The sequence below is a fragment of the Marinospirillum alkaliphilum DSM 21637 genome (assembly GCF_900119735.1).
Classification (GTDB): Bacteria; Pseudomonadota; Gammaproteobacteria; order Pseudomonadales; family Halomonadaceae; genus Marinospirillum; species Marinospirillum alkaliphilum.
In genome coordinates this window covers 54,296-72,770 of sequence record NZ_FPJW01000008.1, presented here as the reverse complement: position 1 = coordinate 72,770, position 18,475 = coordinate 54,296, and the positions used below count along the sequence as shown (strand labels likewise).

General features: G+C 54.6%; 18 protein-coding genes. 12 read left to right on the top strand and 6 right to left on the bottom strand.

Annotation, left to right across the window (positions count from 1 at the left end):
* Nucleotides 1–33 precede the first annotated feature (33 nt).
* Complete coding sequence (gene nifH, locus BT114_RS11160) at nucleotides 34–909, bottom strand: nitrogenase iron protein (protein ID WP_072326547.1); 876 nt, start codon at nucleotides 907–909, stop codon at nucleotides 34–36.
* 307 nt (nucleotides 910–1,216) lie between these two features.
* Between nifH and BT114_RS11155 the strand changes: the two genes are divergently transcribed.
* From BT114_RS11155 to modC, 6 genes are all read left to right on the top strand, one after another.
* Entirely contained in the window at nucleotides 1,217–2,074 is an 858-nt protein-coding gene (locus BT114_RS11155) for an SIR2 family protein (protein WP_072326546.1), read from the top strand.
* A 25-nt stretch (nucleotides 2,075–2,099) separates the two neighbouring features.
* A complete protein-coding gene (locus BT114_RS11150) occupies nucleotides 2,100–2,525 on the top strand; it encodes a bacteriohemerythrin (RefSeq protein WP_072326545.1) in 426 nt (141 codons plus the stop codon).
* A gap of 227 nt (nucleotides 2,526–2,752) precedes the next feature.
* Nucleotides 2,753–3,112 (top strand): 2Fe-2S iron-sulfur cluster-binding protein, encoded by a 360-nt coding sequence (locus BT114_RS11145; protein WP_072326544.1) that lies wholly within the window; start codon nucleotides 2,753–2,755, stop codon nucleotides 3,110–3,112.
* Between the two features lie 102 nt (nucleotides 3,113–3,214).
* Complete coding sequence (gene modA, locus BT114_RS11140; protein WP_084662178.1) at nucleotides 3,215–3,985, top strand: molybdate ABC transporter substrate-binding protein; 771 nt, start codon at nucleotides 3,215–3,217, stop codon at nucleotides 3,983–3,985.
* Between the two features lie 145 nt (nucleotides 3,986–4,130).
* A complete protein-coding gene (modB, locus tag BT114_RS11135; protein ID WP_072326543.1) occupies nucleotides 4,131–4,811 on the top strand; it encodes a molybdate ABC transporter permease subunit in 681 nt (226 codons plus the stop codon).
* Complete coding sequence (gene modC, locus BT114_RS11130) at nucleotides 4,808–5,884, top strand: molybdenum ABC transporter ATP-binding protein (protein ID WP_072326542.1); 1,077 nt, start codon at nucleotides 4,808–4,810, stop codon at nucleotides 5,882–5,884. Before modB ends, modC begins: the two co-directional genes overlap by 4 nt.
* A 43-nt stretch (nucleotides 5,885–5,927) precedes the next feature.
* Here modC and BT114_RS11125 read toward each other — a convergent pair whose 3' ends face one another.
* Entirely contained in the window at nucleotides 5,928–6,815 is an 888-nt protein-coding gene (locus tag BT114_RS11125; RefSeq protein WP_072326541.1) for a LysR family transcriptional regulator, read from the bottom strand.
* A 95-nt stretch (nucleotides 6,816–6,910) separates the two neighbouring features.
* Here BT114_RS11125 and BT114_RS11120 point away from each other — a divergent pair, with 95 nt between their 5' ends.
* Nucleotides 6,911–8,107 (top strand): MFS transporter, encoded by a 1,197-nt coding sequence (locus BT114_RS11120; protein WP_072326540.1) that lies wholly within the window; start codon nucleotides 6,911–6,913, stop codon nucleotides 8,105–8,107.
* 156 nt (nucleotides 8,108–8,263) lie between these two features.
* Here BT114_RS11120 and BT114_RS11115 read toward each other — a convergent pair whose 3' ends face one another.
* Nucleotides 8,264–9,031 (bottom strand): sulfite exporter TauE/SafE family protein, encoded by a 768-nt coding sequence (locus BT114_RS11115; protein WP_072326539.1) that lies wholly within the window; start codon nucleotides 9,029–9,031, stop codon nucleotides 8,264–8,266.
* 78 nt (nucleotides 9,032–9,109) lie between these two features.
* Between BT114_RS11115 and BT114_RS11110 the strand changes: the two genes are divergently transcribed.
* On the top strand, nucleotides 9,110–9,754 hold the full coding sequence (locus BT114_RS11110; protein ID WP_072326691.1) for an MBL fold metallo-hydrolase: 645 nt from the start codon (nucleotides 9,110–9,112) through the stop codon (nucleotides 9,752–9,754).
* Between the two features lie 82 nt (nucleotides 9,755–9,836).
* Here the strand turns inward: BT114_RS11110 and BT114_RS11105 are convergent, their stop codons facing one another.
* Entirely contained in the window at nucleotides 9,837–10,838 is a 1,002-nt protein-coding gene (locus BT114_RS11105) for a lipid A deacylase LpxR family protein (RefSeq protein WP_084662176.1), read from the bottom strand.
* A gap of 178 nt (nucleotides 10,839–11,016) precedes the next feature.
* Between BT114_RS11105 and BT114_RS11100 the strand changes: the two genes are divergently transcribed.
* Genes BT114_RS11100 through trmA form a run of 4 tightly spaced genes read left to right on the top strand, consistent with a single transcriptional unit; the run spans nucleotide 11,017 to nucleotide 16,466 of the window.
* Nucleotides 11,017–11,991 (top strand): WD40/YVTN/BNR-like repeat-containing protein, encoded by a 975-nt coding sequence (locus BT114_RS11100; RefSeq protein WP_177247085.1) that lies wholly within the window; start codon nucleotides 11,017–11,019, stop codon nucleotides 11,989–11,991.
* A 12-nt stretch (nucleotides 11,992–12,003) separates the two neighbouring features.
* Entirely contained in the window at nucleotides 12,004–14,325 is a 2,322-nt protein-coding gene (locus tag BT114_RS11095) for an efflux RND transporter permease subunit (RefSeq protein WP_072326538.1), read from the top strand.
* Nucleotides 14,326–14,354: 29 nt separating this feature from the next.
* Nucleotides 14,355–15,317: a glutamate racemase gene (gene murI, locus BT114_RS11090; RefSeq protein ID WP_072326537.1), complete on the top strand. Its 963-nt coding sequence runs from the start codon at nucleotides 14,355–14,357 to the stop codon at nucleotides 15,315–15,317.
* 30 nt (nucleotides 15,318–15,347) lie between these two features.
* Nucleotides 15,348–16,466, top strand: coding sequence for a tRNA (uridine(54)-C5)-methyltransferase TrmA (gene trmA / locus BT114_RS11085; RefSeq protein ID WP_072326536.1), 1,119 nt, complete (start codon nucleotides 15,348–15,350; stop codon nucleotides 16,464–16,466).
* A 17-nt stretch (nucleotides 16,467–16,483) separates the two neighbouring features.
* Here trmA and BT114_RS11080 read toward each other — a convergent pair whose 3' ends face one another.
* Both BT114_RS11080 and BT114_RS11075 read right to left on the bottom strand, forming a co-directional pair.
* Nucleotides 16,484–17,494, bottom strand: a complete 1,011-nt coding sequence (locus BT114_RS11080) for a virulence RhuM family protein (protein ID WP_072326535.1) — start codon at nucleotides 17,492–17,494, stop codon at nucleotides 16,484–16,486.
* Nucleotides 17,491–18,324, bottom strand: a complete 834-nt coding sequence (locus BT114_RS11075; RefSeq protein WP_072326534.1) for a hypothetical protein — start codon at nucleotides 18,322–18,324, stop codon at nucleotides 17,491–17,493. The genes BT114_RS11080 and BT114_RS11075 overlap by 4 nt, the downstream gene beginning before the upstream one ends.
* Nucleotides 18,325–18,475 lie beyond the last annotated feature (151 nt).

Below are 18,475 nucleotides of genomic sequence, written 5' to 3'. Positions count from 1 at the left end.
CATACACGCTCATGAGAAGTTTCAAGGGAAAAATCAGGCCACTTCGCCAGCTTTTTTGCCAACAATGCTTTCGTCTTCTTCTTCCAGGATGCCGAATTCCATCAGCAGCTCTTCCAGGTCGTCCATTTCCAGGGGAGTCGGAACGATGAACATTTTGTTCTCAACGATCTTGCGAGCCAGCGCGCGGTATTCGTCAGCCTGTTTGGCTTTGGGATCGTATTCGATCACGGTCATACGACGGATTTCAGCGTGCTGAACCACGTTGTCACGCGGTACGAAGTGGATCATCTGGGTGCCCAGACGTGCAGCCAGTGCTTCGATCAGTTCGTCTTCGCGATCCGTGTTACGGCTGTTGCAGATCAGACCGGCCAGACGCACGCTACCAGAGGTGGCGTACTTCACGATGCCCTTGGCAATGTTGTTGGCAGCAAACATCGCCATCATTTCGCCGGAGCAAACGATGTAGATTTCCTGCGCTTTGTTTTCACGGATTGGCATGGCGAAACCGCCACAGACCACGTCACCCAGTACGTCGTAGAATACGAAGTCCAGGTCTTCATCGTAGGCGCCTTCTTCTTCTAGAAAGTTGATGGCAGTGATTACACCACGACCGGCACAACCAACACCCGGCTCAGGGCCGCCAGACTCAACACACTTCACATTGCCGTAACCCACAGCCATTACATCTTCCAGTTCTAGATCTTCAACGGAACCGGCTTCAGCGGCCAGGTGCATTACAGTGGTCTGGGCTTTGGAGTGCAGGATCAGACGCGTGGAGTCAGCCTTGGGGTCACAGCCCACGATCATGACTTTCTTGCCCATTTCTGCCAGCGCAGCAACCAGGTTCTGGGTTGTGGTGGATTTGCCGATACCGCCTTTACCGTAGATAGCAGCTTGACGTAATGCCATTGTCATTCTCCTCAGGTTTGGTACACACATGGCGAACCGGATGCTCGCCGCTGTACCGGTAAGCGCAAACCCTGTGCCAAACTGCAAAAATATTTTTAACTCATTGTTTTTATTAGAAACAAAAATAACCACTGCATTTATAAGGTCGTTTTGGAGCCGACAAATAAATCTGACTTGTCAGCAGTGCGACAAGCCAACCCCACACACCTGTCTTGATTGTCGGAAATGGCATGGCACAGGAATTGCTGCCCATCCACACAAAGCCTGCAAGGCCAATCCCTGCAATAACCTGGAAAAGGAAACTGCCATGACTTCAACCCTTCCCGCCAGCCTTGTGGCTGCCATTCAGTCCGGACGCTGTGTTCCTGTACTGGGCCATCAGGTGCTGGATGGTGTGACCGACAGCAACGGCAAAACCATCCCGGCTGACAGTGACAGCCTGATTCTGGCCATGAACAATGGTCGCCCGATGGCACCCAAACTGATGTATGAGTTCCCGCGTGCGGCAATGAACATCGAGTTAAAAAAAGGCCGCAAGGCCGTCACCCGCTTTCTGGATACCACCTACCGCGACACAGCCTGGAAGGAATCTGACTTTCACCGGCAACTGGCTGAACTGGACTGGGGTTACCTGATTGACATGAACCGCGACACTCAGCTGCAACAGGCCTGGAGCAACAAACCTCACCTGTTGATTGTGGGTGTGGCACGAATTGGTGGCGGCACAGCGCGTTACCGCCTGTTCCAGCATGACGGCAGCAGTTATCAAGCGGTGGATGACACCACGGCAGACTTCAGCCTGCCGCTGCTGTTCAAGCCGGTTGGTACTCCATTGCCAGAGTCCCTTTATATTGCTTCCGATGCCGATTATGTCGACTACCTGACAGAACTGATGGGCGGGTTTGGTATGCCACCAGCATTAAAAACCTACCGGGAAGGTTGTCAGTACCTGCTGCTGGGCTTAAAGCTGGATCGGGACACACCCAGAATGTTGATCAGTGACATGGTATACGGTGCCGGAAATCCGGCAGGATGGGCCTGCATTAACAACCCAACCGGCAAGGAGATCAAGTTCCTTGAGCGCCAGGGTTTTGAGTTACTGAATCTGACGCATCAGGAGTGTCTGGCACAGATCTTGGAAGTCAGTCGCGAGTGCTGTGCCTGAACACGTCCACCCGAGGAAAACCACCATGCGTGACATCACCCCGACGCTGCGTTTGCAACACTACGACCTGCCCGCCATGGACAAGGCGCACCACCGTTTCACCGCGCTGCTGGGGGCGCTGCCGCTGGTTTCACACCAGGCGCTGCCCTGCCTGCTTGGCAACCTGATTCGTACGGTGCGTGAACACTGCGATCAGGAAGAACGCTTCATGCTGGCCACCGATTACAAGGATTATGGCCACCACCGTGCCCAGCATCAGCAGTTGCTGTCCACCCTGGAACATCACCAGCACCAACTGGAGCTGGGAATGGAACTGGATCCGCTGGACATCCACACCCTGCTGTGCAGCTGGCAAGACGAGCATCAGCAGCGCTGGGATGACCCACTGGCCAGCCACCTGCGTCATGCCACCTGCTGGAAAACCAGTCAGCAGGCAACGGCCGCTGCCTGATTGTTTGCAGCTGCTTCTGTGAATTGATTTTCTGTCGGGTTTGCAACAAACACCCCGTTGCAAGCCCGACATTTTTTATGCTTTTTGAATCCGTTTTTCAGCCTTCCAACCGCCTGCCCCCTGCCACCACTGCAACAAAAGCATTCCGGTACACTTATTGCCCTTTCGGCAGCGGCAGGTGAGTCCCCTTTGCCTGCCAACTCCATAAAAAACCGAGGAGTAACCTTATGGCCAAAGTCACTTTCAAAAGTGCACTGCACCAGGACAAGTCCAGTTATGCCGTTGCCGGAAGCCACAAGCAGACCATTCTGCAGCTGGCCAGGGAAAACCACATTCCGATTGATTTTGGATGTGAAAATGGTGAATGCGGCACTTGCCTGGTGAAAGTCACCACCCTGGATCAGACCCGCCCGATGGGTGGACCACTGAACCCGCGTGAAACAGCTGTACTGAAAGAAATGGGCAAGATCAGTCAGTCCCAGATTGACCAGATGCTGGTGGATGACATTCCACCCTCACCCTGGCGCCTGGCCTGTCAGATGATCCTGCGCGATGAGGATGTCCTGGTGGAGTACCCGAGCGAGTGAGGGATCACTTCGTTCAATAACCGCACCCGCAAGGGTGCGGTTTTCTTTCTGGCACTCTACTTGCTCTGATGAAGCTATCCACCCCTTTTGAGGAGCTGTCCCATGCCTTTCCTGACTCAGTCATTTCACGCCAGAACAGCACTACTACTGACATGCTTGCTATTCACCGCCCCCGCTCTGGCCAGCGAACTGCGCGTGGCCGTGGCTGCCAACTTTCTGGGCACCCTCAACCAGTTAGCGCCCCTTTATGAGGCTCATTCCGGTCAGAAACTCTTGATCAGCTCCGGTTCGACCGGACGGCATTACGCCCAGATCGTGAATGGTGCGCCCTTTGATGTGTTCCTGTCGGCAGACATCGAACGCCCGACCCTGCTGGTGAATGAAGGGCTGGCAGTGGCCGCATCACGTTTCACCTACGCACGTGGCGTGCTGGTGTTATGGAGTGACAACCCTGATCTGCCGTTGCAAAACGGAGTATTCCTCAGCAGCCCCGAATTACGCCATCTGGCATTGGTCAATCCCCGCACCGCCCCCTATGGTTCGGCAGGTGTAGAAGTGATGGAGCAGCTGGGCATATATCAGCAACTGCGTGCAGGCCGTATTGCCCAGGCGGAAAACCTCACCCAGGCCATGCAGTTTGTTACCAGTGGCACTGCCCAGGCCGGTTTTCTCGCCTTGTCCCAGATCATCCAGCCGGACGGCAGCCTGCGTGGTAATGCCTGGTTGCCACCGGTCAGCAGTTATTCATCACTGGAACAACAGGCCGTGGTGCTGACCGCCTCACCCCAACAACAAGCCGCCCAGGCCTTTCTTGACTGGCTGAAAAGTGAAGAAGCCCGCGCCGTCATTAAAGCCGCCGGTTATGGGTTTTGAGCGGGTGCCGAGGCATGAGCAGGGTATCTGGCTATCCGTCGGCTTGTCCTTCCCTGGACAAGACTCCGGCGCTGCGCAGTCCCTGCTACGCTTGCCGCCAGACATCCCTGCACTGCCTGCACCTTGATGCTGCTGGGAGATAGATGTGATTTCTGATGCCGATTTAACCGCCCTATGGATCACCCTGAAGCTGGCGCTGGTCAGTACATTCTTGCTGTTACTGCTCTGTGCACCGCTGGCCTGGTGGTTGGCGCATACTCGCAGCCGTTCCAAAGTGTTGGTGGAAGCACTGGTGGCGATGCCACTGGTGCTGCCGCCCACAGTGATGGGGTTTTACCTGCTGGTATTGCTCGGACCGCGCGGTGCTGTGGGCGGTTTTCTGGAGTCCATCGGCATTGGTCATCTGGCCTTCAGTTTTTCCGGGTTGGTGATTGGCTCCATGCTGTTTTCGCTGCCTTTTGTGGTACAGCCACTGCAAAACGCCTTTGCCACCGCCGGTGGCCGGGTACTGGAAGTGGCAGCCACGTTAAGGGCCTCACCACTGGATCGTTTTTTCACCGTGGTGCTACCACTGTCACAACGGGGTTTTCTGACCGCCAGTGTGCTGTCCTTTGCCCATACCTTGGGCGAGTTCGGCATGATCCTGATGATCGGTGGCAATATTCCCGGACGCACCCAGGTGGCTTCGATTGCCATTTATGATCATGTGGAAGCCATGGATTATGCCGCAGCCCACAGCCTGTCACTGATACTGGTGGTGTCGTCTTTTGTGTTGCTGATGCTGGTGTTTGCCCTGAACCGACGATTCAAGGTGGTGAGTTTATGATCCAGGCTGATTTCCAGCTGCAGCGCGGTAACTTTTCACTGGATGTCGCCCTGCGCCTGCCCAGCAGTGGTGTCACCGCCCTGTTCGGTCGTTCCGGTTCCGGCAAGACCACCCTGCTGCGCTGCATGGCCGGGCTGGAATACCAACCGGGTGGCCGCATGGTGTTTCAGGGTGAGGTGTGGCAGAACAGCAAAGGCTTTCGGCCAGTGCACCAACGCCCGCTGGGTTATGTGTTTCAGGAAGCCAGTCTGTTTCCACACCTGCGGGTGATCAACAACCTGCTGTACGGTTATCAACGCATTCCGGCCACGCAGCAGCAACTGCAACCGGATCAGGTGATTGAGCTGCTGGGCATCAGTGAACTGCTGCAACGCTACCCGGATCAGCTTTCCGGTGGCCAGCGTCAGCGGGTGGCCATCGGGCGGGCACTGCTGACCAGCCCGCAACTGCTGCTGATGGATGAACCCATGGCCTCACTGGATGCCACCAGCAAGGCAGAGATTCTGCCCTTTCTGGAACGACTGCGGGATGAGCTGGACATACCGATTGTTTATGTCAGTCATGCCATCGAAGAAGTCACCCGCCTGGCCGATCATCTGGTACTGCTGGATCATGGTCAGGTGGTGGCGCAGGGTGATCTGCAACAGCTGTTGACTGATCCGAACCTGCCTTTCAGCCAGAGCGAAACAGCTTCCAGTGTGTTGCAGGCCAGGGTGGTGAATGCTGATGTTGGTGATGGGTTAAGCGAATTGCAACTGGAACACCAGTCGATGCTGATCAGCCGCTGCGGTCTGCAAAAGGGCCAGGCCACACGGGTACGCATTCTGGCCCGGGATGTGGTGCTGGCTCTGACTCCACCGGATGACATCAGCCTGCTCAACTGCCTGGAAACACAAGTGCTGGACATCCAGCCGGATGCGGGCCTGAACCCGAATCCCAGCCAGGTGCTGGTGCGCCTGCAACTGGGGCAGCAAACCCTGCTGGCACGGATTTCAAAACGCTCGGCAGAACGCATGGCTTTAAAAGAAAATCAGGGCGTATACGCCCTGATCAAAGGAGTGGCCGTGGCCTGAAAAGGCTGCTGAATCCTTCCGTCAGGACTGGGTTTTCAGGCAATCATTTGTCCGCTGCCACTTCTGCATGTTCCAGCAGGAAATCAACAAAGGCCCGGTCAGCAATGGATTGGTAAGCCCCTTTTTTCCAGGCAATGGACATGTTCAGGAACACCCGTTCCCTGAAGGGCACCGCCACCAGATCCGGTTCATCCTTCAGCACCATGTTCAGGAACACGGTAATACCAAACCCCTGACGCACAATGGATTTGGTCAGTGGAATCAGGTTGGATTCAAAAGCCACTTTAGGAGTCAGGCCCGACTTTTCACAGACCCGGTCGATGAATTCACGGTGGAAATAACCCTCCTTGAACAGCACCAACTCCTCTTCAAAGAAGTCTTCAAAATCAACACAATCCATTTCAGCAAAACGGTGGTCCACCGGCACACAGACCACCATTTCTTCTTTCAAGAAGGGCACGGCTTCCAGATCAGCAGGCACCCGATCAGCCACGATCACCCCGACATCCAGGGTGCCTTCACGAATTTTTTTCTGAATGCTGCGAGTGCCATCTTCAAACACCGCCAGATTCAGGTTCTGGTGTCGGTGTTTAAACGCCATCAGGATGGGGGGGAAATAATAGGAACCCAGCATACTGGGAATACCGATGCGAACCTCACCTTTGGTCAGCCCTCGCGCTTCGTTCAACGCCAGTTCCGCAGCTTCCACTTCATCCAGAATACGGCGGGCATGCACCAGCAACAATGCCCCTTCGGCCGTTGGCTTGACACGTTTTTCACCACGATCCAGCAGCGACAAACCCAGTTGTTTTTCCAGATTACGAATGGACATGCTGACAGCCGGCTGAGCCACACCCAGGCGCTCAGCAGCCAGAGTGAAGCTGCCAAGATCGGCTACAGTAACCAGATAACGCAGGGGACGAATATCCATAACACGACCTTATTCTGAAAATTCAAAGGATATATTTTGCTTATTCAGCTGCGCTACGTAAAGTGGGCCAACGTCGAATTCACCAAGATAGCACCATGATTGAAGAAAAAACACCGGCATTCTGGAGGGCTACTCTAGCCCTCTGTTGTGGCTCCTTCATGATTTTCAGCAACCTTTATGTGACCCAACCTCTGCTGCCGGACTTTCAGCAGGCATTTGGTATATCCACCCTGCAGGCCAATGCTTCTCTGGCCGTGGCAACCCTGACCCTCGGCCTGTCACTACTGGTTTACGGCCCGCTGTCTGACGCCGTGGGCCGCCGTGCCATCATGCTGATCACCATGAGTGGTGTATTGATCACCACGCTGGCACTGGCTCATGTGCCGGATTACACCAGTCTGGTGCTGCTGCGGGCACTGCAGGGTTTTCTGCTGGGAGGGCTGCCCGCCATCGCCATTGCCTATATGGGGGATGAATTCAGCAAGCGTGCCATGGCACTGGCTGTGGGCATTTACATCAGTGCCAACTCCCTGGGTGGTATCAGTGGACGCCTGTTTTCCGGCCTGATTGCCGATGTGTACGACTGGCGCGCCAGCTTTTTATCCGCAGCTCTGCTGTCGCTGGTGTGTCTGGTGGTGTTCTGGTGGGCATTGCCAAAATCACGCCACTTCAGCCCTCAGTCACCCAATCCTGTGCGGATGTTAAAAGACCTCGGCAAACACCTGCGCAACCCCTTGCTGCTACCGGTTTACCTGATTGGTGGATTGAATTTTTTCATCTTTGTAAACCAGTACAGTTATGTCACCTACCTGCTGGCCGGTGAACCCTGGCTGCTCAGCAGCAGTCTGTTGGGCATGTTGTTTCTGACCTACCTGACCGGCACCTGGGGGGCTTCCATTTCCGGTCGTGTGGCACTGGTGCTGGCACAACCCCTGTGCATGGCACTGGGCATCCTGCTGCTGATGACCGGTACGCTATTGATGCTGATTCCCAGCCTGTGGGCGATCATTGGAGGATTGTTCATCAACAGCTTCGGATTTTTCTTCTGCCACTCCAATGCATCCAGCTGGGTCAGCCGCCAGGCACTGACGTCTCGCGCCAGTGCCAATGGTCTGTATCTGGTGTTTTATTATCTGGGAGCCAGCAGTGGCGGATTTTATCTGGACCCCTTCTGGTCAAACTGGGGTTGGGGCGGTGTGATCGGCGCATCACTGCTGGTATTTGGTGTCACCCTGCTGATCAGCCTGGCCTTGTGGCGAAAAGACCCCAGACCGCTGAGCCAGATCAATTGAACCATCACGGATTAACGACATTCCCGGCATTCATTAGGCTCTGGATGAGCATCTGGATGGGCTTCCGTTGTCCGGGACGCGTGAATACATCCCTGTAAGCTCTGTCTACAACATCCTGTTGTAGACAGCCCGGACATTCAGAAGCCCACCCAGATACTAATTAGTCATTGTCAGCGCATCCCAGATCAGGCGAATCGCCAGCAGGGTCAGGATGACATTGATGATGCGCCCGAAGTTGCGGTTACTGAGCCGGGCCAGCAGGCGCAACCCCAGAAAGGTGCCAATGGCGCCACTGGCAATCATCAGCAGCATCAGACCCAGCCAGTCACGAAATACAAAACCGGCAGCACCAAACACCACCGCCTTGGGGATATGCTGCACACTCATGGCAGCTGCAAAGTTGGCCACGGTGCGAAAACGATCGCCCTGGTGCTGCTGTTTGACAAAAGCAGCCACCAGAGGGCCGGTGGCACCGGCAAACATACTGATGAAGGTGGTCACCACTGCAGCCACAAAGGTGCCCAGTCGTCCCAGCCCAATCGGGGGAATTTTAGGCCCCCAGGTCAGAAACAGAATAAAACCGGCAATGGTCAGCAGCAGTAGATTCATCGGTAGCTGCACCAGAAACAGGCTGGCCAGCCAGGCACCGAAGATGGCACCGGGCGTAAAAGCAGCCAGCAACTTCCAGTCGATGTCTTTTAAGGTCATCAGCGCACGATTGAGATTCGAACCCAGTTGCACCATGCCGTGCACCGGAATGATCGCCGCCGGCGGCAGCATCAGCGCCATCACCGCCAGCAGCAGCACACCACCACCCACACCAATGCTGGCAGTGATGGCCGAGGTCAGACCGGCAGCAAGAATCAGAAACAGTGCAGAAAGATGGGAAAGTTGTTCAGGAAGCAGCGCTTCAAACCAGGGCATGGATAATCAGCCTTAATCTGTTGAAAGCAGGCATGGTATCCTGCTTCGAATCAATTCCAAAATATGCGGAGCAGTCAGATGTTGCAGTTTGAGATCCTTCCCGTCACCCCTTTTGCCCAGAATGCCACCCTGATCTGGTGTGATCTGACACTGGAAGCCGCCATCATTGATGCCGGTGGTGAGGTTGATCGACTACTCGATGCTGTTGCACAGCGTGGTTTGAAACTGACCAAAATCCTGCTGACTCACGGTCACATTGACCATGCCGGTGGTGCAGCTGACATGAAAGCTCGTACCGGTTTATCCATCATCGGTCCACATCAGGATGATCAGTTCTGGCTGGATGGCCTGGGTCAGCAAAGCCGAATGTTTGCTTTCCCGGAAGCAAAACCGGTGATTCCGGATCAGTGGCTGAATGACGGCGATCAGGTGCAGGTTGGTCAATCCACCCTGCAAGTGATTCATTGCCCGGGCCATACTCCCGGCCATGTGGTGTTTTATGATCCGGAAACCAGGCTGGCTCAGGTCGGTGATGTATTGTTTGCCGGTTCCATCGGTCGCACCGATTTCCCAAAAAGCAATCATCAGGCGCTGATCGACTCCATTCGCAACAAGCTCTTTCCGCTGGGTGATGATGTGCGTTTTATCCCCGGGCACGGCCCGATGTCCAGCTTTGGTGAAGAGAAGCGGAGCAATCCCTTTGTAGGCAGTCGCTTCGGCTGATAGCCCTCTGAGTAACCATTACACCTGGCCATACTGCGCTTATCGCATTAACCCGAGGTTCCCTGGATAGCCTCCAGGTTTTTCAGAAATAAAAGGACAGGTTGAGTGATCCGAAAATATCCCGCTCTTCCTGTCCTCGAAACTCCTTCGAACGATACACTGTCATGTAGTTAAAACGGACTTTTTTGTAACTGATGGCAGCACCGACAAAAAGGTCTGCAACATCACTGTATTTGTTAACACTGGGTCCATCACGAAACACCGGGCCATCCAGGAACAGGTTATAGACTACATGGCGGTATTCCACCCCCGCCATCAGGTACCAGTTCCAGGGTGTGCCCGGCAAAAAATAACCTGATCCCGGATAGTTGGGCTGAATGGAAGGCGGACCAAAATCACGCTGCAAATCAGCACCCCAACGCCAGCTCAACCCTGTTGTGGCATAGGTGTAGGGACTACCCAGCGCCACACCCAGCATGGGTGCCAACTCAATATCCCGGCCAGCATAGGTTTGCTGGTAATACATCCATTTACGGAAGTAATGCAGGTTAAGTGTTGTCTCATTACCGATCTGGTGCTGCCAGCCCTTTGGTTCGGCAGAGCCTATCAAGGCATGCATTCGTTTTTGAGCACTGGCAGCACCTGAGTCCGGCCCGACATGCCCCAGCGTCAGTTTTATCTTGTCACCGGTCTGAAACAGGGCCTGACGATTTTCCGGCTTACGAATGATTGCAAAGCTGGCATAGGTGTGGCCAGCCCAGGGGCGCTGATCGGGCTGAGGGTCCGGGTTTTCAAAATCTGCTGGCGTAAAGATGGTGTGACCCAATGCATACTCCACCGCCAGCTCACCATCATCAGGGTCCAGACCTACGGCCAACAGGCTGTTCACAACCCATCCCGGCGGTTCTGACAACGGAAAGTAACTGATCTGCATGCCATGGGTATAGTGTCGGTCCAGTTCCACCACACCATCATTTTCCACCTGTAAACTGATGATTCCACTCTCTCCAGCCATTGCGCCTGCAGCTTGAAACACCAGCCACAACACACTCGGAACAAAAGCAGCCTTCCAACTGATTTTCATTATATTCCCTTGATTCAAAATACCTTTCTTAAACTACTGCAAGATTACTACAAGGCAAGTGCCCTTGAGTATTACCCCACACATGAGCCAGCAAAGAATTTAAACAAGCGTTTGTCTGGAGCCTTTCTTGATGCTAGAGTTGGCAAAAAGCTGGCACATAAAAACAATGGAGTCGTCCATGCAGCCCGTTATGCGTTTTAAACCCTGTTTTTTTCTGACCTGCCTGCTGCCGATCCTGTTACTCCTTTCGGCAGGTTTGCAGGCTGACTCTCGCCTGGTGCGTGAAGCCTTTCAATCTGATCGTGCCAGTCAATCATTGTTACTGGATATCACAACTGCCGGCCAGAGGCTGGTGGCTGTCGGTGAACGCGGACACATCATCTACCGTGATCCCGGTCAACCCTGGCAACAGGCACAGGTGCCGGTGATAGCTCACCTGACTGCCGTGCACTTTGCCACCGCGGAACTGGGTTTTGCCGTGGGCCATGAAGCCATCATTCTGCGCACCACCGATGCCGGTGTCAGCTGGGAGCTGGTGCACCACGAAACAGAAGAGTCGCCTCTGCTGGGCATCCAGTTCCTGTCCGAAACCACTGGTTTTGTGGTCGGAGGTTACAACCTGCTGTTGATGACCGAAGACGGTGGCGACAGCTGGACTTTCCTGGGTGATGAACTGCCCAATCCCGAAGAGTATCACAACAATGCAATCATTCGGGATACCGCGAACCGCCTGTTCATTGCCGGAGAACGCGGCATGTTATTCCGCTCTATCGACCAGGGTGCAAGCTGGGAGCAGCTACCGCTGGATTACGATGGCTCCCTGTTTGGGCTTTTTGCCACACCTGCCGGTGACCTGGTGGCTACAGGTCTGAGAGGCAACCTGTTCATCAGCCGTGATGCTGGCGATTCCTGGCAAGCACTGGATCATGATGGCGAACAGACCCTGAATGGCGGTCTGGCGCTGGATGACGGCCGCCTGCTGGTGGTCGGACAAAATGGTGAATATCTGCTGGGTCATGCAGATCAGCTTCAGGTATTCACCCTGCCAGGACGCAACTCCCTGCTGGCGGTAGCCCGTCAGGGGCAGGACCTGATTGCAGTGGGTCGTGGTGGTATTCATACCCTGCCACTGTCTGAAACCAACCACCGCTGAGGGCAAGGAATAATGAATACAACTCACACAAAAGCCCCTGCCATTGAAAACCTGTTTTTCAACTGGCGTCCGCTGTGGCTGATTTTTTTCCTGTTGGTGACCGTATTTCTTGGCAGCCAGGCGCTGCAGGTCAAACCGGAAGCCAGTTTTGAAAAACTGATTCCGCTGTCGCACCCCTACATTGAAAACTTCATGGAGCGGCAGAACGACCTGCGCGGACTGGGCAACGCTGTACGCCTGGCAGTGACGGTGAAAGACCCGTCACAGGACATTTTCACCGCCGAATACATGGAACGGCTGCAGCAGGTGTACGACGAAGTGCGCTTCCTGCCAGGTGTGGATCAGTCGGCCGTTCGCTCACTCTGGGACCCGGCCGTGCGCTGGACCCAGGTGACCGAAGAAGGTTTTGAAGGTGGCACGGTGATTCCGGACACCTATGATGCCAGTCAGGAAAGCCTGGATACGCTGCGTGAAAACGTGCTGAAGTCCGGTCAGGTCGGCATTCTGATCGCCAACGACTTCCGTTCCACCATTGTGCTGGCACCACTGGTGGACAGTGTTGACGGTCAACCACTGGACTATCAAGCCTTTTCCCACGCACTGGAAGACATCCGTGCTGCGCTGAGTGATGAGCAATTTGACATTCGCATCATCGGTTTCGCCAAGCTGGTCGGTGATCTGATTGATGGTGCCACTCAGGTTGCCTTCTTTTTCGTGATTGCACTGGGCATCACCTTTGTGCTGCTGTTCCTTTATTCCCGCTGTTTCAAGAGTTCGATCATTCCACTGGTCTGCTCGGTGATTGCGGTGATCTGGCAGCTGGGCCTGTTAAAGCTGATGGGCTACGGGCTGGATCCCTATTCGATGCTGGTGCCTTTTCTGGTGTTTGCCATTGCTGTATCGCATGGGGTACAGGTGATCAACGCCATGGCCATCGAGGCTTCTCATGGCCATGATCGCCTGACCGCTGCCCGACTGGCATTCCGTGGCCTGTATGTGGCCGGGATTCTGGCACTGGTATCCGATGCCATCGGTTTCATGACCCTGCTGTTCATTGACATTCAGGTGATTCAGGAACTGGCCATTGCCGCCGCACTGGGTGTGGCAGTGATCATTCTGACCAACCTGGTGCTGTTACCGCTGCTGATGTCTTATCTTGGCGTTGGCAAAACCAGTGTGATTCGTGCCGAACGCAAGCGTCAGGAAACCTCCGAGCTGTGGCACCGGGTATCCTTTTTCAGTCACAAGTCCGTAGCACCCTGGTCACTGCTGGCCGCCCTGCTGCTGGGTGTCATGGGTTTTGTCGGCAGCACCAACCTGCAGATCGGTGACCTGGATGAAGGCGCCCCTGAACTGCGCCCGGACTCACGCTACAACCTCGACAATGCCTACATCACCCGCAACTATGCGACCAGTGCGGATGTGCTGGTGGTGATGGTGGAAACACCCGAGCAGGCTTGTGTCAGTTATGAAGCACTGGAAGCAGTGGATCGCCTCGAATGGCAGATGCGCAATGTGGAAGGGGTGCAGGGTAGCATGTCACCGGCCTACATCACCAAACGGGTGATTGCCGGTTTCAACGAAGGCAACCTGAAGTGGGAAACCCTGTCCCGCAACCAGTTTGTACTGAATCAGGCCATGAGCAACCTGCCGGCCGGCATGATCAATAACCAGTGTGACCTGCTACCGGTGATTCTGTATCTGGAAGATCACAAGGCGGACACTCTGGTGCGGGTGACCCGTGCCGTGGAAGCCTTTGCGGCGGAAAACAACTCCGAACATGCCCGTTTCATGCTGGCAGCAGGCAGCGCCGGGATTGAAGCCGCCACCAACGAAGAAATTGCCCGTGCGCAAACCTTCATGCTGATTTTTGTTTATGCCGTAGTGGCCGCACTGGTGTTCATCACCTTCCGCTCCTGGCGTGCGGTGATCTGTATTGTGGCACCACTGGGACTGACCTCGGTACTGTGTCAGGCGCTGATGGCCCAACTGGGCATTGGTGTGAAGGTCGCCACCCTGCCGGTGATTGCCCTCGGGGTCGGCATAGGCGTGGACTACGGCATTTACATCTACTCGCGACTACGCCAGTACCTGCGTGAAGGTGAAAACCTGCAGGATGCCTATTACCACACCCTGCGCTCCACTGGTAAAGCGGTCAGTTTCACTGGCCTGACACTGGCCATCGGCGTGGGCACCTGGGTCTTCTCACCGATCAAGTTCCAGGCCGACATGGGCATCCTGCTGACCTTTATGTTCCTGTGGAACATGATTGGTGCCCTGTGGTTACTGCCAGCCTTTGCCCGTTACCTGTTAAAAGACCCGAGCAAGGCCTGAGTTTGTAGACAGCCGGATGAAGGCGTAAAATGCAGCCTTCATCCGGTAAAACCCAGGCTTGCTCCTTGAACACCTGTCCAGCTCCCAGTACAGATTCACACTCAGCCACTGATGCGCAAAACCGCGCAGGTCATTTACCCGGCCCGATTCTGGTGTTTGATTCGGGTGTGGGTGGCCTGTCGATTGTGCAGGCACTGCGGGATCGCATGCCCGACCTGCCGCTGGTGTATGCCTGTGACAACGGCGCTTTTCCTTATGGTTTAAAAAGTGACACCTGGTTAAAACAACGGGTTCAGACGGTGATCCGGGCACTGTTGAGCCAAGTCCAGCCTTGCCTGTTGGTGCTGGCCTGCAATACCGCCAGCACTGTGGCGCTGAATGAGCTGCGCCAGTGGTGCAACATCCCGGTGGTGGGTGTGGTACCTGCCATCAAACCGGCAGCCCTGATGACCCGCAGTGGTCACATTGCATTGCTGGCCACCCAAGGCACCATCAGCCGCCCCTACACCCAGCAATTGATTGATGAGTTTGCTGCTGACTGCACCGTGTTGAAGGTCGGCAGCAATCAACTGGTGCAACTGGCTGAAAAACATCTGGCCGGTGATGAAGTTGCTGATGAAGCCTTGCTGGACATCCTGCAACCGCTATTGGCAGAACCACGACTCGATACCCTGGTGCTGGGTTGCACGCATTTTCCGTTGCTGCAAACACAACTGGCGCGTGTGGCGGAAGCAGCCGGAGCCCCGCACTGGCAATGGATCGACTCAGGGGCTGCGATTGCCCGGCGGGTGCTGCACCTGTTACAGGATGCCGGTCATGCCCATCCCTGCTGCCCGGACAGCTTTCAGCGCAACTGCTGGCTGACAGCACCACTGCCTGCTGACAGCCAACTGCCGACATCCCTGCAACGTTTTGGTTTTGATCAGGTGCAGCTACTGCCTGAACAGACCCTGCAGCCAGTCGCTGCCGACCTGACTGAACCCCATACCTGACATTCCTTCTGCAAGAGATCACAACCACTTATGTCATCCACCCTGCCGCAGGTGAATCCCGCACTTTATGACCAGCAACTGGCAAACAAGGCTGAGCGTCTGCGCCAGCAGTTTGCCCAGTTCCAGCCTCCGGAACTGGAAGTGTTTGCCTCACCACCCAGTCACTACCGACTGCGCACTGAATTTCGCATCTGGCATGAAGGGGAAGACCTGTTTTATGTGATGTTTGAGGTCGGTGAAGATCCGAAAAAAGACCGCACGCTGGTGCGCATGGATCAATACCCGGTGGCAGGCACAGCCATCAATCGCCTGATGCCGCTGTTGCTGGATTCCATTCGGGACCAGCCACTGCTGCGACGCAAACTGTTTCAGGTGGAGTTCCTCACTACCCTGTCCAACCAGGTGCTGATCACCCTGATTTACCACCGCCCGTTGGATGATGCATGGGAAACTGCGGCACGTGAACTGCAACAACAGCTGGGCGTGATGCTGATCGGGCGTTCGCGGGGGCAGAAGCGGGTGTTACAGCAGGATTTTGTACTGGAAACCCTGCAGGTCAACGGACGCTCACTGACCTACAAACAGGTGGAAGGCAGTTTCACCCAGCCCAACCCCTGGATGGGCCAGAAGATGCTGGAATGGGCACTCGATGCCTCGCGCCCGACAACCGATGAAACACCACGAGATCTGGTGGAGCTTTATTGCGGCAATGGCAACTTCACCCTGGCACTGGCACCCAACTTCCGCCGGGTGCTGGGCACCGAAATCAGCCGCACTTCGGTGGCTGCCGCCCAGTACAACATCACCGCCAACAACATCAGCAATGTCCGCATTGAGCGCATGGCAGCAGAAGACTTTTCTGTGGCACTGGACAACCCCACATCTGCAGAAGCGATAAAATTTGAACTGCAGGATTACGATTTTTCCACGGTGCTGGTTGACCCACCCCGGGCCGGTCTGGATGCCGCCACCCTGGCACAGGTACAGCGCTTTGAGCGAATTCTTTACATCTCCTGCAACCCGGATACCCTGGCGGACAACCTCAACACCCTGACCCGCACACACCGGGTGGAACGCTTTGCCTTTTTTGACCAGTTCCCTTACACCCATCATGCCGAGTGCGGGGTGTATCTGGTTAAAGAGGCCTGATCATTATGCAATATCCGTCAAGGCTTCTTGCCCTTGTGTTTGAGGTCTTGCTCCAGCTGTTCGATTTCCTTCAGATCAGCGGCATCGGCGGCTTGAGCCTCCGCAATGCGCCGCTTCTGGTCGAAAGCCTCATAACGTTCACGGGCGATCCGTTCCATGTTCTCGCGGCTGACTGAGCCTGCACCTGCAAGAATGGGTTGATCATTGAATGCCAGCATCTTGTCGACGTTTTTGCGCCAGAAGTCCAGGGTCAGCTCTTTCTGCTGCTTAACCCGCAGCTCCGCTTGCTCCAGGAAGATCACCACCAGCCGGTTGAGTGTGTCGATCTCGTCAGCCGTAAGATAATTCTTAGCCACGATGACATCCTGCTTCCGTACCCTTGAACCGCTCCAACTGGTCAATGCCATGTTAGGTTGGTTGGAGTCCGAGCGCTTCAGGATCAGCTCAGCAGCGGTGTATCCGGTGGTGGCATATAACAGCTTGTTCTGTACCTCGGCAAAGAACTGGGCCGTCTCTCGCTCCCGGGCCTGGTAATCCGAACTAAGGGCAAACAGATCGCGAACCTTCTGATAGAAACGCTTCTCCGAGGCCCGTATGTCTCGGATACGCTCCAGCAGCTCATCAAAATAATCCCAACCACCGGGGTTCTTAAGGCGTTCGTCATCCATCACGAAGCCCTTAAGCAGAAACTCCTTAAGATGGGTGCTGGCCCATTGACGAAACTGCATGCCGCGAGTTGAGCGCACGCGATAGCCGATAGCCAGGATCAGGTCGAGGTTGTAGTAACTGATCTTCCGCTTGACCTGGCGGTTACCCTCGGATTGAACTGTCAAGGATTCCTTGACAGTTACCCTGGGGTCTAACTCTTTGTCCTCGAATATATTTCTGGCGTGAAGAGAAACATTCTGCTTGGTGGTCTGGAACAACTCAGCTATTTCCAGCTGGCTGAGCCAGATACTTTCACTGTCCACTCGAAGGTGTAGTTGGGTTCGGCCATCATCTGTAATATAGAGGATCAACTCACTCACGACCTTTCCCCTGCAACACTCGCAAGTGCTGCTTTAAGCACCTGAAAACAAACTTTCGCAGTATGCTCATCAGGCGAAAACCCTGACGACATCTGTTCATATGGATGGATATAATTACGAAAATCCCGAAGCCCATGACTGAACTTCTTTACATCAGGTTTCAACAGGCCAACCTCACACGCAACATCTATAAACTGAGCAAGACTCCAGTCATGAAAACGCTTTGCATTACCTCCGACCGTCTTTGGACAAGCTAAAGCCTGATTGAAACGCGCGGGAAATTTCTGCGCTGCTCCAAGTAGCACAGCTTCCAATACACTGCCACACAGGAATATCGTAGAAAGATAAGCGCCTGCCTCCATAGTTTTCCGAGCCTCGCTGAGTCGGCCTTCTATGATCGAGACAGCCATCGCTTCAATAGGGAGCTTACGGATGTTGGGTATTGTAAATTCGTTATGAAGAAAGTCATCAATGGTTTTGGGTAATACTGAGGATGTAGGCATGCCTGATAGTCGTGCAATAATCTCCCGAGCTTTTTTGAGAATGGGAGCATCCATATCACGGTTATTCAGGTCATAATCTGCCTCATAAGCATCCAGCATTTCACTCAGTACTCTGCTGACCAGCGCGTCTGACTCATGCTCCCAAAATGCCCGTATCTTCTTGGCTTTTGATGTGCCATAAGTCTGGTATTCAGGACCGTGAATGTTAATTTCATGACGATTGAAAAATTCACCGAATGTTGCATCAGAGTAGTCCAATACATAGCCACTTTGCATTCCAAGGAGCTTTTCAAGATAGCGCTTTTCAACGTCATTAAGGCTGCTCATATTTTACCCACCTTTTCTGTTTTGATCGGTGTGGTCATTTTGGCAATAAAGCCCAAACAGCTTCTCCAAACGTTCGGTGTTGGTCTGCAATACGCCACCGCAACCTGGTTTGTTGGATGCTGTTGCATGACAGTGATCATGGTAATGATTT

Bases quoted from the DNA above. Each gene is read 5' to 3' on its own strand.
- BT114_RS11110 (WP_072326691.1), top strand. From the start codon at position 9,110: ATGTTGCAGTTTGAGATCCTTCCCGTCACCCCTTTTGCCCAGAATGCC.
- BT114_RS11145 (WP_072326544.1), top strand. From the start codon at position 2,753: ATGGCCAAAGTCACTTTCAAAAGTGCACTGCACCAGGACAAGTCCAGT.
- BT114_RS11105 (WP_084662176.1), bottom strand. From the start codon at position 10,838: ATGAAAATCAGTTGGAAGGCTGCTTTTGTTCCGAGTGTGTTGTGGCTG.
- trmA (WP_072326536.1), top strand. From the start codon at position 15,348: ATGTCATCCACCCTGCCGCAGGTGAATCCCGCACTTTATGACCAGCAA.
- modA (WP_084662178.1), top strand. From the start codon at position 3,215: ATGCCTTTCCTGACTCAGTCATTTCACGCCAGAACAGCACTACTACTG.
- BT114_RS11100 (WP_177247085.1), top strand. From the start codon at position 11,017: ATGCAGCCCGTTATGCGTTTTAAACCCTGTTTTTTTCTGACCTGCCTG.
- BT114_RS11155 (WP_072326546.1), top strand. From the start codon at position 1,217: ATGACTTCAACCCTTCCCGCCAGCCTTGTGGCTGCCATTCAGTCCGGA.
- BT114_RS11075 (WP_072326534.1), bottom strand. From the start codon at position 18,324: ATGAGCAGCCTTAATGACGTTGAAAAGCGCTATCTTGAAAAGCTCCTT.
- BT114_RS11120 (WP_072326540.1), top strand. From the start codon at position 6,911: ATGATTGAAGAAAAAACACCGGCATTCTGGAGGGCTACTCTAGCCCTC.
- murI (WP_072326537.1), top strand. From the start codon at position 14,355: ATGCAGCCTTCATCCGGTAAAACCCAGGCTTGCTCCTTGAACACCTGT.
- modC (WP_072326542.1), top strand. From the start codon at position 4,808: ATGATCCAGGCTGATTTCCAGCTGCAGCGCGGTAACTTTTCACTGGAT.
- BT114_RS11095 (WP_072326538.1), top strand. From the start codon at position 12,004: ATGAATACAACTCACACAAAAGCCCCTGCCATTGAAAACCTGTTTTTC.
- nifH (WP_072326547.1), bottom strand. From the start codon at position 909: ATGGCATTACGTCAAGCTGCTATCTACGGTAAAGGCGGTATCGGCAAA.
- BT114_RS11125 (WP_072326541.1), bottom strand. From the start codon at position 6,815: ATGGATATTCGTCCCCTGCGTTATCTGGTTACTGTAGCCGATCTTGGC.
- BT114_RS11115 (WP_072326539.1), bottom strand. From the start codon at position 9,031: ATGCCCTGGTTTGAAGCGCTGCTTCCTGAACAACTTTCCCATCTTTCT.
- BT114_RS11150 (WP_072326545.1), top strand. From the start codon at position 2,100: ATGCGTGACATCACCCCGACGCTGCGTTTGCAACACTACGACCTGCCC.